Here is a 14,859-nt window from a genome sequence, read left to right as displayed (position 1 = left end):
GAGGGGCGCCCCCCGCCGGCCCCTCCGCGCCGAGTGCGGCCATCAGCGCATCGGCGTCGATCAGCCGCCCCTGCAGCGCCGCCTCGACGCGCAGCCTGGGCGCCGGCGTGACCGTCAGCGTGCCGCCGAGATCCGACCCGGCGGCCTTCAGCGCGAGGTCGCTGACGATCACCTGGCCGCGGTTGCCCGGTCCGCGCACCCGGCCGGCCGCCGCGAGATCCTTCAGCGGCGGCAGCGCCGTCCCGGCGAGGCGCGAGAGGGCGGCCAGATCGGGCACGCGGAGATCGAGCGTGACATCCGCCGCCGGCGAGGACGAGGCGAGGTTCAGCACCTGGCCCTTCACTGCCGCCTGCGCGCCCGAGGCCGTCAGCGTCACGTCGACGGGCCACGGCCGGTCGGCGCCTCCGCCCGGAATCAGCGCCGCGAGCGGGCCGAGCGTGCCGTCGAGCCGGGTCGGCGTCTCGTTCACCACCACCTCGCCGGCGACCCGGATCGGGCTCGCCGTGTCCGGGGCGGCGACCTCGATGCGCCGCACCGCAACCCCCGGCGCGATCGCCGACAGGTCGCTCTCGCCGAGCCTCAGGGCGATCGCGCGCAGCTCCGGAACGGGCGCGCCGGTGTCGCGGGCGGACACTGCGAGTTCGAGCCCGCGCAGCGCCGGCACCGAGGGCGCGCCGGGCATGGCGGCGGCGAGCCGGGCGAGGTCGGGCACGCGCGCCTCCACCGCGAGGTCGTAGCCCTTGCCGGTCATCGGCTCGGCGATCGTGCCCTTGAGTGCGACGCGCGCATCCGCGAGACGCAGGGTGAGATCGATCGGATAGGGCGTGCGCGCGGCCGGATCGAGCAGTCGGGCGAGCGGGCCCGCGGTGCCCGCGACCGCGACCGCAGTGCCGTCGAGCGCGGCGTCGAGGTCGAGGCGCATCGGCTGCCCCGCCGGGATCGCGGCCTCGAGCCGCGGGATCGACAGCGTCGTGGTCCCGCCGCTCCGGCCGTCGCGGAACGCGACCGTGCCGCGCTCGATGCGCAGGAGATCGACCGCGACCTGCGGCGGCGCACGGCGCTCCCCCGGCGGCGCGCCGGGCCGAGGCGCCGCTGGCTCGGCCGCGCGCGGAGCGACCTCCCAGTTGCCGCGCCCCTCGGCATCCGTCTCCAGCAGGATGTCGGGCTCGACCAGCACGAGCCGCTCGATCGCGATCTCGCCGCGCAGGAGCGGCAGCACCGCGAGCGCCACCTCCATCGCCGCGAGCCGCGCCATCGCCGGCCGGCTGCCCCACTCGGCATTGGCGAAGGTCACGTCCTTGACCTCGAGCGTCGGCCGCAGCGAGGGCTTGAGCCGGATCGGACCCGCGAGCGTCAGTTCGCGCCCGGTCGCGTCGCGCGCCGCCGCCTCGATGCGCGGCTTGTAGTCCTCGGCGTCGAAGGTCGCGAGGAACACCGCCACCGCCGCGACGGCGAGCAGCAGCACGGCGCCGAGGCCGATGAGCACGTAGCGCAGGATGCGCATGGCGGGTCTCCTCTGATGCCGGCTCGCAGAGTAGCGCGGCCGCGGTCCGGGACGTCAGCCGCGCCGCCCCGCCACCCGCGCGGGTTTGATGGGGCGCGGTGCCGCGAAGCCGAACGCGGCGAAGGTCGCGCGCATGTGCGCCGGCAGCGGGGCTTCGGCCCGCAGCACCCCGCCCTCGGGATGCGGGATCGCGATGCCGCGCGCGTGCAGGTGGAGCCGGTCGGGGAAGCCTTCCAGCATCGCCGCCGCGCCGCCGTACTTGGCATCGCCCAGGATCGGGCAGCCGAGGCCGACGCAATGCACGCGGAGCTGATGCGTCCGGCCGGTGAGGGGAGAGAGTTCGAGCCAGGCCGCCCGTCGCCCGGCGGCATCGAGCGTGCGGTAGTCGGTGATCGCGCGCGCGGCATCGTCCTCGTCGTGCCCGGCGAGCGCGACGCGCTCGCCGCGCTGCCCGGCGCGCTTGGCGAGCGGGGCGTCGATCCGCCCCTCGCGCGGGCTGGGCACGCCGACGGTCACCGCCCAGTAGGTCTTCTCCGCGTCGCGCGAGCGGAAGGCGGCGGCGAGTCGGCTCGCGGCCCCGGCCGTGCGCGCGACCACGAGCACGCCGGTGGTGTCGCGGTCGAGCCGGTGCACGAGCCGCGGTCGTTCGTCCGCGCCGAAACGCAAGGCGTCGAGCAGCGCATCGAGGCTCTTGACGATCCCGGGCCCGCCCTGCACGGGCAGGCCGAAGGGCTTGTCGAGCACGATCACGCTCGCGTCGCGGTAGAGCACGAGGCGCTCGAGCTCCTTCGCCTCGCGCGGATCGACCTCGAGGGCGCGCCTCGGCCGCGGCGGGTCGAGTGCACCGAGCGGCGGGATCCGCACCGCCTGTCCGGGCGCGAGCCGCGTGCCGATCTCGGCGCGCCTGCCGTCCACGCGGATCTGCCCGGTGCGCAGCAGCTTGGCGAGCACGCCATGGGGGATGCCGGGGAAGTGGCGGCGGAACCAGCGGTCGAGCCGGATCTCGGCCTCGTCCTCGGCGACGGTGCGGGTCTCGACGGTGCTCATGGGCGCCGTTTCTGCCGGAGCCGATCCCATTCGGCGAGCCGCTCGGCGATCGCCGCCTCGCGGCCGCGCGTGGTCGGGCGGTAGAAGCGCGGGCGCTCCATGCCCTCGGGGAAGTAGTCCTGGCCCGAGAACCCCTCCTCGGTGTCGTGATCGTAGGCGTAGCCCTTCGCGTAGCCGAGCTCCCGCATCATCCGCGTCGGTGCGTTCAGGATGTGCTTGGGCGGCATCAGCGAGCCGGTCTCGCGCGCCGCGCGCTGCGCCGCCCCCCAGGCGACATAGGCGGCGTTGGATTTCGGTGCGCTCGCGAGATGCAGCACGGCCTGGGCGATCGCGAGTTCGCCCTCCGGGCTGCCGAGCCGCTCATAGGTCTCCCAGGCGGCGAGTGCGGCATGGATCGCGGTCGGGTCGGCCAGCCCCACATCCTCGGAGGCGAAGCGGAGCACGCGGCGGGCGATGTAGCGGGGGTCCTCGCCGCCCACGATCATGCGCGCGAGCCAGTAGAGCGCTGCGTCGGGGTCGGAGCCGCGCATCGACTTGTGCAGGGCGGAAATGAGGTTGTAGTGCTCCTCGCGGTCCTTGTCGTAGAGCGCGGCGCGCCGCTCCAGCACGCGCGCGAGCCCGTCGGGGCCGAGCGGTTCCGTCTCGGCGGGCAGCGCGAGAAGCTGTTCCGCAAGGTTGAGCAGGTAGCGGCCGTCGCCGTCGGCCATGGCGCAGAGCACCGCGCGCGCCTCTTCCGTCACCGGCAGGGGATGACCGGCGAGACGCTCGGCGCGGGCGAGCAGCGCCTCGAGCGCCGCCTCGTCGAGCCGCTTCAGCACCAGGACGCGGCAGCGCGACAGCAGCGCCCCGTTCAGCTCGAAGGAGGGGTTCTCGGTGGTCGCACCCACCAGCACCACCGTGCCGTCCTCCACCACCGGCAGGAACCCGTCCTGCTGGGCGCGGTTGAAGCGGTGGATCTCGTCGACGAACAGCAGCGTCCGCTGTCCGGCGGCCCGCCGGCGCCGTGCCTCCTCGAAGGCGCGCTTGAGGTCGGCGACACCGGAGAACACCGCCGAGAGGGAGACGAAGGCGAGGCCCGCACGCGCCGCGAGCAGCCGCGCGATCGTCGTCTTGCCGGTGCCCGGCGGGCCCCAGAGGATGATCGAGGAGAGGCTCGCCTGCGCCAGCATGCGCGTGATCGCGCCCTCGGGCCCGGTGAGGTGATCCTGGCCGACCACCTCCTCCAGCGTCTGCGGCCGCAGCCGGTCGGCGAGCGGGCGGGCAGGATCGTCGCGCTGCGGCGGCGGCGCGGCATCGGTGCCGAAGAGGTCGGCCTCAGCCGGCAAGCGTCGCCTCCATGACCCGACCCTCGCGCCGGATCGCGACGCGCAACGGGCCGGGCCGCCGGCGCTCGAGTGCGCCCTGTGCCGCCTCGACGCTGCCCACCTCCTGTCCGGCGATGCGCAGGATGATGTCGCCGGGACGCAGGCCCACGCGCGCGGCGGGCGAACCCTCGCGCACCTCGATCACGGCCACGCCGCGCTCGAGCAGGTCGAGGCCGAGCTCGTCGGCAAGCGCGGGCGAGAGGTTGCCAACCACCGCACCGGCCAGCGCATGCGGGCCGCGCAGGAGCGTCGCCCGGCGCGGCGGATCCTCGGGTGGCGGCTCGAGCGGCAGGGTGAGCGCGGTCGGCCGCCCGCCGCGCAGCACCGTCACTTGCGTGCTGCCGCGCGTCGGCTGGGTGGCGATGCGGAAGCGCAGCGCCTCGGCGTCCTCGACCGGCCGCCCGTCGATCGCCGTGATCACGTCGCCGCGGCGGATGCCGGCGCGCGCGGCCGGGCTGCCGGGAGCGACCTCGGCGACGATCGCGCCCGAGGGGCGGGCGAGGCCGAGCGCCTGCGCCATCTCGGCGGTGACGGTGTCGGCGCGCAGGCCGAGCCAGGGCCGTGCGAGCCCGCCGCCCGTGAACCCGGCCACCACCCGGCGCACCATGTTCGAGGGGATCGCGAAGCCGATGCCGATCGAACCGCCGGAGCGGCTGAAGATCGCGGTGTTGATGCCGACCAGTCGGCCGTCGGTGGTGACCAGCGCACCGCCCGAATTGCCCGGGTTGATCGCCGCGTCGGTCTGGATGAAGAACTTGTAGTCGCTGATCCCGACGCCGGTGCGCGCGAGCGCCGAGACGATTCCCTGCGTCACCGTCTGGCCGACGCCGAAGGGATTGCCGATCGCGAGCACGATGTCGCCCACCTCGATCTCGTCGGAGTCGCGGAAGGCGAGCGTAGGCAGGCGCTCGCGGCCGGGATCGATGCGCAGCACGGCGAGATCGGTGCGCGGATCGCGCCCCAGGATGCGCGCGGCGAACTCGCGCCGGTCGGCGAGCACGACGGTGATCTCGTCGGCCTCGCCGATCACGTGGTTGTTGGTGACCACCACGCCCGAGGGATCGACGATCACACCCGAGCCGAGGCTGGTCTGCACGCGCTCCTGCGGCGCGAAGGGACCGTCGGGGTCGAGGCCGAAGAAGCGGCGGAAGAACGGGTCGGCGAGCAGCGGCGGCGCGGTGCGCACCACGCGGCGGGTGTAGATGTTGACGACCGCAGGCGCGGCCGCGCGCACCACGGGCGCGAAGGTGACGGCGAGGTCGGCGCGCGTTGTCGGCACGCGCGGGGCAGGCGCCTGGGCGAGTTCCAGCACGGCCGTCCGGGCCGTATCCGGGACAGGCGCCGGCTCGGCCCGCATGGCGGGTGCGCCGGCACAGGCCACCGCGACCAGCGCGGCGACGATCGGGAGAGGCCTCTGCGTCATGTGCCCAAGATAGTGCGTCCGGGCTGCGTGGTCAGGCCGCGACGCCGACGAACTGGGCGCCCAGCCTGGCGAGACGCTGCGCCTGCGGCCCAGCTTGGCGCACCGCCACGCGCAGGCGGCGCATGCGCGCCTCGCCGAACAGCCGGCTGAGCCGCGCCTCCGGCACCGGCTGCAGCGCCGTGCCGTCGAAGACGAGCAGTGAAAAAGGGCCGAGCCCCGGCGGCAGCGGCGGCAGGGCGGGCGTCGCGGTCGCGATCCCGAGCGCCCCGAACAGGGGGGCCAGATCCTGTCCGAACTCGACGAGGCGCTGCGGATTGACACCGGGCGGCATCCCGTCCAGCACCGGTGTCAGTCCCTCGCGCGCCCCGGCCGGCAGGGCGCGGCAGGCGGCAAGCAGGGCGCGTCGGCGCCCGGCGACGGCCACGGTCTCGAAGGAGACCGGCACCGCCCACGGCAGGCGCTCGCCGCGCGCGAGCGCCGTCAGCACCTGCTCGGCGGCCGCGCCGAGCAGGACGAGGTCGGGGTCCGGCAGTCCTGCGGCGTCGCGCTCCTCGGCCAGCGCACGCGCCGCCTCGATCCGCCGCACGAGTTCCGGCGCGAGCGCGGTCCAGATCAGCCCGGTGGCGCCGTCGGGGGTCACCAGCCGCTCCTGCACCATCGCCGGCGCGGCGAGCGCGACCTTCAGTCCCGCCAGCACCTCGGCGCGCAGCGCCGTCTGGCGCGCTGCCAGCCGCTCCATCAGGGTCGAGGCGAGGGTCTCGGGTCCGGGCGGCACTTCGATGTCCTGTGCCGGCACCCAGGCGGCATGGCCCCGGATCTCCGGCGCCACGCCCTCGTCCAGCGCACCGATCAGACGGATGCGGATCGCGCGCGTGATGGCGGCGATGCGGTCCGCTTTTTCGGTCTCGTTGCCGCGCGCGAACCATACCGCGAAGCCGCCATCGGGCGTGCGGGCATAGACGTCGCCGCTTTCGAGCCGACGCTTGAGCACCTGTTCGGCGAGCATCATCAGCCGCGCCTCCACCTGCGGCCAGCGCGCGCCATAGGCCTCCTTCAGCGGGTCGAGCCGGATCAACCCGACCTTGCCCACGACGAGCTGACGCCGCGCCTCGGGTTCCGCCGCTCGGTCATCCTTCCGGTGCAGGGTAACGACACGGAACCGGGTGCCCTCGTACTCCACCGCCACGGCGTGGAGTTCCACCGGCAGCACGCTGCCGTCCTTGCGCCGCAGCGCGAGCGGCATGCGATAGGCCTCGCCCGTCCGGCGCAGTGCGGCGCGCAGCCGGCGTGCCTCGTCGCGGCTCTCCGGCGCGGTCAGGCGATCGACCGACATCCCCTCCAGGTCGCGCTGGCCGTAGCCGGTAAGCGCGGCATAGGCCGGATTGGCGGCCAGAATGCGGTCGTCCGGCAGGATCACTGCGGCGGCGACGTCGATGCTGCGGAAGACCAGCGCCAACACGGCCTGGACGGTGGCCTCCTCGCGCGCGCGGCGGCGCCGTTCGGTGATGTCGCGGCCCATCAGCAGGACGGACGGGCCGGCGTCGGCGACCGCGCCGAGCGGGATCACCGTGAAGCCGAACCAGAACCGCGAGCCGTCGGCGCGCGCCCAGCAGATCTCGCCGCGGAGTTCGGAACCGGCGGCGATCGCCCGATCGAGCGCGGCGAGCGTCGCCGGCTCCGTCTCCGACGTCACGAGCAGGCCGAGGCCGCGCTCGCGCAGCAGCGCCGCGGGATGGCCGGAGAGCTGCGACAGCACGGCATTGCTGGCGATCACCCGCCGATCGGCGCAGGCAATGAGCGCAAGCGCGAGACCGTCGCGCTCGAGCGCAGGAAGGGCAACCTCGAGCATGGCGACGCCGTCCTCCGGCGTGCGGTTCCTCAACGAGGTCGACGGTAGCGCGGATCGCCGCCGCCCGGCCAGGATGGCGCGCGGGCCCGAGACCGACCCGGCGAAGCGCGCGGCCTCGGCTGGCGGAGATCAGCTGTTCGGGCCGCGATCCATCGCATAGGGCTGCCAGCGCTTGAGGCCGCTGCCCGGCAGCACGGTCGGGTTGACGCAGGACATCGGCCAGCGCCCCGAGAGCACGAGCGCGAGCTCCTGGCCGACGCGGCGCTTGCGCGCCGGATCGAAGCGCGAGGAAGCGGAGGCGTTGTGCGGCGAGAGGATCACGTGCGGCATCTTCAGCAGAGGGTTGTCGGGCCTCGGCGGCTCGACCTCGAACACGTCGAGCCCGGCGCCGGCGATCTGTTTCGTCTCGAGCGCGCGGATCAGCGCCGCCTCGTCCACGGTCGGGCCGCGGCCTGTGTTGATGAAGATCGCCGTCCTCTTCATCTGCGCGAAATGCGCATCCGTCAGCATCTTCCGCGTATGCGCCGTGTCGGGCGCGTGCATCGAGACGAAGTCCGACCGCTGCAGCACCTCGGCGAGCGTGGCGGGCTCGACCCCGTAGTCGGACATCACGAGCTCCTGCACGAAGGGATCGTAGGCGAGCATGTGCAGGCCAAAGGGGCGCGCGCGCCTGGCCACCTGGCGCGCGACCCGGCCGAAGGAGATGAAGCCGAGGGTCAGCCCCATCAGGCGCGGGATCTGCAGGAGCTGCGGACGGCCTTCGCCCCAGCGTCCCTCGCGCACCATGCGGTCCTGCTCGATGCAGCGGCGATGGGCGGCGAGCAGCAGCATCATCGCATGGTCCGCCACCTCCTCGATGAAGGTATCGGGGCAGTTCGTGACCGGGATGCCCTTGGCCGTCGCGGCATCGACATCGACGTAGTCCACACCCACCGTGCCGAGCACGATCGCCCTGCACTTCGTCAGCGCATCGATCATGCGCTTCGTGAACTTCATCCCCTTGGCGTAGACCGCATCGGCACCCGGCGCGGCGGCGATGAACCCCTCCTCGGTCGCGGGGCATTCGACGATCGCGGCGTCCATGCCCGCGAGCGCCTCCATCTCGTAGTCGTAACCGCCGCCTGCGGTGGTGAAGGACGCGCCGGCGGGCGTGAGGATGGTGTACTTGGCCAAGGTCGGTCTCCTGGATGGTCGGATGGTCAGACGGTCAGGTGCGGAACGGGCGGACGCCGAGGGCGGCCTCGCCAGGGTCGGGACGCGATCCTGCGCCGCATCGCGGGGCGCGTTCGTCTGCGGCGCGCCGGACCGGCGAGAGGCGATCGGTCATGCGCGCGGGGAGCACGGCACCGCACTGCACCGCATGCGCAGCCCGACGCCTCGGCCGGGCGATCCGCATCCGCTCCCTCATTCCTTCACCGCCCCCGTCAGCGAGGAGACGTAGTAGTCGACGAAGAACGAGTAGAAGATCGCCACCGGCAGCGAACCGAGCAGGCTGCCCGCCATCAGCGCCCCCCACTGGTAGACGTCGCCGGTGACGAGCTCGGTCAGGATCGCGACCGGAACGGTCTTCTTCTCCGAGGACTGGATGAAGGCGAGCGCGTAGATGAACTCGTTCCAGGAGAGGGTGAAGGAGAAGATGCCGGCGCTGATCAGCCCGGGGGTCGCGAGGGGCAGGGTGATCTTGGTCAGGATCTGCAGCCGGGTCGCGCCGTCGATCAGCGCGCACTCCTCGAGCTCGTAGGGGATCGACTTGAAGTAGCCGATCAGCAGCCAGGTGCAGAACGGGATCAGGAAGGTCGGATAGGTCAGGATCAGCGCGAAGGGACTGTCGAACAGGCCGAGCTTGAACACCATTGCCGCGAGCGGGATGAACAGGATCGAGGGCGGCACGAGATAGGCGAGGTAGATCGCGAGCCCGACATACTGGCTGCCGCGGAAGCGCAGCCGCTGGATCGCGTAGGCCGCGAGCGTGGCCGCGAACAGCGACAGGAAGGTCGAGGCGACGGCGATCATCATCGTCGTGAGCAGCCACGACGGATAGGCGGTGTTGAAGAGCAGGTGATGGATGTGATCGAGCGTGGGCGAGCTGATCCAGAGCGGGTTGTAGTCCCGCATGTTGTAGAGCTCGTTGTTCGGCTTGAACGCCGTGATCGCCATCCAATAGAACGGGAACAGAAGGATGAACACGAAGCAGGCGAGCGGCACGTAGATCGTCACCACGCGGCGGGTGCGCGTGTCCCACGACATCATCTCCGGCACGACGGTGGCGCCCTGCTTGCCTTCCACGGCGGCGGCGTCGCTCATCGTCCTCCTCCGGCCCGTTCAGTCGTTGCTCTCGCCCTGCTGCCACTTCCGCCGCGCGAGCGCGAAGTAGCTGAACAGGGTCGCGAACACCAGGAACGGAACCATCGCCACCGCGATCGCCGCTCCCTCGGCGAGCTGGCCGCCCGGGATGCCGCGCTGGAATGCCAGCGTCGCCATCAGATGCGTCGAGTTGACCGGGCCTCCCCGGGTGATCGCGTAGACGAGCTGGAAGTCCGTGAAGGTGAAGATGATCGAGAACGTCATCACGATCGCGAGGATCGGCAGCAGGAGCGGGAAGGTGATGTAGCGGAAGCGCTGCCAGCCGGTCGAGCCGTCGAGGAGCGCCGCCTCGTAGAGCGAGGGCGAGATGGTCTGCAGCCCGGCGAGCAGCGTGATCGCGACGAACGGGATGCCGCGCCAGATGTTCGCGGCGATCAGCGACCAGCGCGCCGGCCAGGTCGAGCCGAGGAAGTCGAAATAGGTGTCGCGCAAGCCCAGCACGTCCACCACGAACCACGAGATCACCGAGAACTGCGCGTCGTAGATCCACCAGAACGCGATCGCCGAGAGCACGGTCGGCACGATCCAGGGCAGGAGCACGATCGCGCGCAGCAGGCTCTTGAACGGAATGTGGTTGTTGAGCAGCAGCGCGAGCCACAGCCCGAGCCCGAACTTCCCGACCGTCGCGACCGCCGTGTAGAACACGCTGTAGAACACCGAGGACCAGAAGATCGGGTCCTCGGCCAGCCAGATGAAGTTCTCGAGCCCGACCCAGCGCCCGTCGCGGCCGATCGTCGCGTCCGTGAAGGCGAGCCAGATCCCGAGCCCCAGCGGATAGGTCAGGAACACCATCAGGAGCCCGACCGCGGGCAGCATGCAGGCGAAGATCAGGAACGGCTTCCAGTCGAACAGCCGGACGAGCCACCAGGGCTGGGCCCGTTCCCTCGTCCAGGCGATCGCCGATGCGGTGGCGTCCATGGTATCCTCGCGCGGCTGGCGCCGCCGGCGCGATGCCGGCGGCGCCCTTCTCGCTTCAGCGGAAGATGCGCCTCGCGCGCCGTTCCGCCTCCTGCACCGCCTGCTGCGGCGTCGCCTGGCCCGCGGCGACCGAGGCGTACATCTGCACGAGCACATACTCGGAGGCGGCGGTGCCGGAAGCCGCCGTGATCGGCCCCTTGTAGCCGGACCAGTAGCGGTAATCGAGGCCACGGCGATAGAGCGCGATCTTCGGGTCGCTGGTCCAGACCGCGCTCGCGTCGTAGGCCTTCAGCGGGTGCGACCAGTAGCCGAGGCAGGCGGTCAGCCAGGGGTTGTACTGTTCGGCCTCCATCATGAACTGGATGTAGGCCTTGGCCGCGTTCGGGTAGCGCACGCTCTTGAACACCATCGCATTGATGATGGTGGCCGACTGCGGCGCATCGGGCGCGAGCCCGCGCGGCAGGTTGGCGTGGTCGGTGTCCTCGGCGATGTGGCGCGTGTTCGGATCGTTCTTCAGCGCGAAGTAGAGCGATACGCCGTTCGGCGTCATCCAGCATTCCTGCGCGGCATAGGCGCGGTTGTTGGTCGGATCGAGCCAGGAGAGCGTGCCCGGCACGAAGGTCGGATAGAGCTCCTTCAGGTACTCGAGCGCCCGGATGGTCGCCGGCTGGTTGATCGCGACCTTGCCGTCCTCGTCGGTCAGGAACGAGTTGAACGACCAGGTGAGCCAGTTCGCGGTGCCGTTGCCGTCGCCCACCGCGTTGCCGAGCGCGAAGCCCGCCGGCTTGCCGATCTCCTTCATGCGCTTGCAGAGCTGCAGGAAGCCGGCGTGGTCCTCGGGGATCTTGTCGAACCCGGCCTCCTTCACCGCCGAGATCCGGTACACCAGCGGCCCGGTCGAGCCGCCGAGCGGGATCGCGATCCAGTTGTTGGTGCGATGGCGCTTGCCGTACTTCTCGGCGAGGAACTGCCAGCCGCCGTATTTCTTGCCGAGATACTCGGCGACGTCGGAGAGGTCGTGCAGCTTGTCCGCGTAGATGTGCGGATCGTCCGACCAGCCGATCACCACGTCCGGGCCGGTGCCCGTGTTCGCCAGAACCGCCGTCTGCGGCCGGATGTCCTCCCACCCGACGAAGTCGACGCGCACCGGCACGTTGAACTGCTTGGAGAACTTCTCGGTATTGGCGCGGAAGAACTCCTCGTCGGGGGCGACGAACCGCGCCGGGCGGATCACGCGCAGGGAGGCCCCGCTCTCGATCGGCAGGCGCGGCGGGTCGGCCGGCTGGGTCGGGATCTGCTGCGCGGCCGCCTCCTCGCGCAGGGCCATCATGGCGGCTGCGCCGGCCCCCAGGGCCAGCGCGCCGCGTCGCGTGATGATGTGGACCATGTCCTCTGCTCCTCCCTTGTTCGCTCTGTTGCCTACTGGATCCGCCGGCCCGATCGCCGGTCGAACAGATGGATCAGCGCCGGGTCGGGCGAGATCGGCAGGACCTCGCCCGGGCGCGCCGAGACGCGCTCGCGGAACGCGCCGATCATGTGCGCCTTGCCGGCGCGCAGCAGCACCTGCGTCTCCGATCCCGTCGGCTCCACCACCTGCACGGTGGCGCGGATGCCGTCCGGGTCGAGGCGGAGATGCTCGGGACGGATGCCGTAGATCGCCTCGCCGCGGTGACGCGCGGCGCCATTCGCCGGCAGCGGCCAGCGCATGCCATCCTCCGCCAGGAAGGCACCGTCCTCGATCCGCCCCGCGATCATGTTCATGGCCGGGCTGCCGATGAAACCGGCGACGAACAGGTTCGCAGGCCGGTCATAGAGTTCGAGCGGCGGACCGGCCTGCTCGACATTGCCGCTGTTCATCACCACGATCGTGTCGGCCATGGTCATCGCCTCGATCTGATCGTGGGTCACGTAGACCGTGGTGACCGCGAGCCGCTGGTGCAGCTCCTTGATCTCGGCCCGCATCGCGACGCGCAGCTTCGCGTCCAGGTTCGACAGCGGCTCGTCGAACAGGAACACCTGCGGGTTGCGCACGATCGCGCGTCCCATGGCGACGCGCTGGCGCTGCCCGCCCGAGAGTTGGCGCGGATAGCGGTGCAGCAGCTGCTCGAGCCCGAGGATGGTCGCCGCCCGACGCACCTCCTGCTCCATCACCGCCTTCGGCGCGCCGGCGAGCTTGAGCGAGAACGCCATGTTGTCGAACACGGTCATGTGCGGGTAGAGCGCATAGTTCTGGAACACCATGGCGATGTCCCGGTCCTTCGGCGGCACGTTGTTCACCACCCGCCCGCCGATCACGATCTCGCCCGAGGTGATGTTCTCGAGCCCGGCGATCATGCGGAGCAGCGTCGACTTGCCGCAGCCCGAGGGGCCGACCAGCACCACGAACTCGCCATCGGCGATGTCCACCGACACGCCGTGCAGCACCTCGGTGGATCCGAAGGACTTCCTCACGTTGCGGATCTCGACCGACGCCATTCTTCCTCCCCGTCCGGGCCGCGCGGCCTTCGGCCTTCAGCGTGCGGCCCCCGCATCATGCAACATCGCTAGGTCGGGCGCGAGACTTCCGTCTCCTTGGCCGTGATGAACTCCAGAAGAGCGGGCACGCCGTTGCGGGTCTGCTCGATCCCGCGCCGGATCGCCGGAACGATGTCCTCGGGCCGCTCCACCCGCTCGCCGTAGCCGCCGAAGGCGCGCGCCATCGCCGCGTAGTCGCCGGAGATGTCGGTCGAACGGTACTTCTCGGTCGAGATCTGCATGATCTTCAGCTCGATCGCCATCGAGAAGTTGTTGAGCAGGATCGACAGGATCGGAATCCGCTCGCGGACCGCGGTCTCGAAGTCCATGCCCGTGAAGCCGATCGCGGCGTCGCCCCAGACGTTGATGCAGAGCTTGTCGGGCCGGGCGAGCTTCGCGCCCATCGCCAGGCCGAGCCCGTAGCCGAGCTGCGTCGTCTTGCCCCAGCCGAGATAGGAGAGCGGCTCGGTCGCGACCCAGAACGGCGAGAGCTGGTCGCGCGGGCTGCCCGCGTCGTGGGTGATGATGGTGTTCGCGACGTCCACCGTGCGCATCAGGTCGCGGATCACGCGATAGGGCGAGAGCGGCACCGCGTCGCTGTCGAGCTTGGCCGACCACCTCTCGAGCCAGGGCCTGCGCACCGCGGCGATCTCCGCGGCCACCGCGGCACCGTCCCGGGCCTCCCTGATCCTGTCCTTCAGCGCCGCGATCAGCGCCTCGAGCGTGAGCGCCGCATCGCCGATCAGGCCGAGCGCGACCGGCACATCCTTGTTGAGGTGGTTCGGATCGAGCGTGGCATGGATGATCCGCTTGCCCTTGGGCATCGGCACCGCGAAGCTCGATTCGGTGAAGCTGCAGCCCACGCCGAGGATCACGTCGGCCGCCTTCAGCACATGCGGCATGGTGGCCGGCGTGGCCACGCCGCCCGATCCGGCCGAGAGCGGATGGGTCTCGGGGAAGGCGCTCTTGCCTCCCAGGCTGGTCGTCACCGGGGCGGCGAGCAGCTCGGCGAGCGCCCTGAGCTGCGGCCAGGCGCGCGCCCAGTGCACGCCCGTGCCGGCATAGATCACCGGCCGCTTCGCCTCGGCCAGCATCGCCGCCGCGCGCTCCACGTCCACCGGATCGGGCCCGTAGCGGGTGGACACGACCGGCGTGTAGTCGAGCGGCTCCGGGACCTCCTCGTTGAAGATGTCGGACGGGATCTCGACCAGGCACGGCCCGCCGCGGCCGTTGCGCAGCCGCGTGAAGGCGCGCCGCAGCACGTTCGGCGTCTCCTGCGGCAGCCAGATCGCCTCCGCCGACTTCGTCACGCTGCGCATCGCCTGGGTCGCGTTGAAGTTCGGCTCGAGCTGCGCCAGCCGCCGCTGATAGCCCATCGGCAGCACCAGCACCGGGACCGACTCGCCGAAGCACTGGGCGACGCCGCCATACGCGTTCTCGGCCCCCGGCCCGTGCTGCATGCAGAACGCGCCCAGCTTGCGCCCCGAGGACAGCCTGGAGATCGCATCCGCCATGTGCAGGCCGATCCGCTCCTGGCGCACCATGATCGGGCGGATGTCGATCGCGGCGGCGAACTCGATCAGGTGATTGACGGGATAGCCGCAGAGGATCTCGATCCCCTCGCGCCGCATGATCTCGGCGATCGCCTGGCCGACCTTCACCGCCCCGTCCCCTCCGTTGTTGTACCGTTTCGACACGCCTGATGCATCAGCCTAGGCACGCCCGGCGCAGCGCCGCAACCCCCCGCGCGGCGCGGACGCCGCACGGCGGCGGCGGACGTTTCGCCTCCGCCGGCGCGCGCGTGCATGGCTGGCCGCGCGGCGGGCAATAATGCGATTGACTCTCATTTGCATTTCATTGATGAAGACCCCGGGGA

Annotated in this window: 11 protein-coding genes; all 11 read right to left on the bottom strand. The window is 71.5% G+C overall.

Going from position 1 to position 14,859, the window contains the following annotated elements:
* A partial coding sequence (locus FK498_RS02560; protein ID WP_141851240.1) for an AsmA family protein occupies positions 1-1,504 on the bottom strand: 1,504 nt, incomplete at its 3' end.
* Positions 1,505-1,558: 54 nt separating this feature from the next.
* Entirely contained in the window at positions 1,559-2,551 is a 993-nt protein-coding gene (locus FK498_RS02555) for an RluA family pseudouridine synthase (RefSeq protein ID WP_141851239.1), read from the bottom strand.
* Positions 2,548-3,876 (bottom strand): replication-associated recombination protein A, encoded by a 1,329-nt coding sequence (locus FK498_RS02550; RefSeq protein ID WP_141851238.1) that lies wholly within the window; start codon positions 3,874-3,876, stop codon positions 2,548-2,550. The genes FK498_RS02555 and FK498_RS02550 overlap by 4 nt, the downstream gene beginning before the upstream one ends.
* Positions 3,866-5,338 carry a Do family serine endopeptidase gene (locus FK498_RS02545; protein ID WP_141851237.1) on the bottom strand — a complete coding sequence of 491 codons (1,473 nt, stop codon included), beginning with the start codon at positions 5,336-5,338 and terminating at the stop codon, positions 3,866-3,868. Before FK498_RS02545 ends, FK498_RS02550 begins: the two co-directional genes overlap by 11 nt.
* A gap of 31 nt (positions 5,339-5,369) precedes the next feature.
* Positions 5,370-7,187 (bottom strand): PAS domain-containing protein, encoded by a 1,818-nt coding sequence (locus tag FK498_RS02540; RefSeq protein WP_141851236.1) that lies wholly within the window; start codon positions 7,185-7,187, stop codon positions 5,370-5,372.
* Between the two features lie 129 nt (positions 7,188-7,316).
* Positions 7,317-8,360: a C-terminal binding protein gene (locus FK498_RS02535; protein WP_141851235.1), complete on the bottom strand. Its 1,044-nt coding sequence runs from the start codon at positions 8,358-8,360 to the stop codon at positions 7,317-7,319.
* A gap of 231 nt (positions 8,361-8,591) precedes the next feature.
* Positions 8,592-9,491, bottom strand: a complete 900-nt coding sequence (locus tag FK498_RS02530; RefSeq protein WP_141851234.1) for a carbohydrate ABC transporter permease — start codon at positions 9,489-9,491, stop codon at positions 8,592-8,594.
* A gap of 18 nt (positions 9,492-9,509) precedes the next feature.
* Positions 9,510-10,469: a carbohydrate ABC transporter permease gene (locus tag FK498_RS02525; protein ID WP_141851233.1), complete on the bottom strand. Its 960-nt coding sequence runs from the start codon at positions 10,467-10,469 to the stop codon at positions 9,510-9,512.
* A gap of 55 nt (positions 10,470-10,524) precedes the next feature.
* Entirely contained in the window at positions 10,525-11,856 is a 1,332-nt protein-coding gene (locus tag FK498_RS02520) for an ABC transporter substrate-binding protein (protein WP_141851232.1), read from the bottom strand.
* A 32-nt stretch (positions 11,857-11,888) separates the two neighbouring features.
* The gene (locus tag FK498_RS02515; protein WP_141851231.1) at positions 11,889-12,944 is read right to left on the bottom strand and encodes an ABC transporter ATP-binding protein; all 1,056 of its coding nucleotides are present in this window, start codon (positions 12,942-12,944) and stop codon (positions 11,889-11,891) included.
* 68 nt (positions 12,945-13,012) lie between these two features.
* Positions 13,013-14,680: a thiamine pyrophosphate-requiring protein gene (locus tag FK498_RS02510; protein ID WP_237560810.1), complete on the bottom strand. Its 1,668-nt coding sequence runs from the start codon at positions 14,678-14,680 to the stop codon at positions 13,013-13,015.
* Between the last annotated feature and the right edge of the window lie 179 nt (positions 14,681-14,859).

It is taken from the genome of Elioraea sp. Yellowstone (assembly GCF_006704265.1).
Taxonomy (GTDB): Bacteria; Pseudomonadota; Alphaproteobacteria; order Acetobacterales; family Acetobacteraceae; genus Elioraea.
The sequence above is the reverse complement of the archived record's forward strand: the minus strand, read 5'-3'. Positions and strand labels throughout refer to the sequence as shown.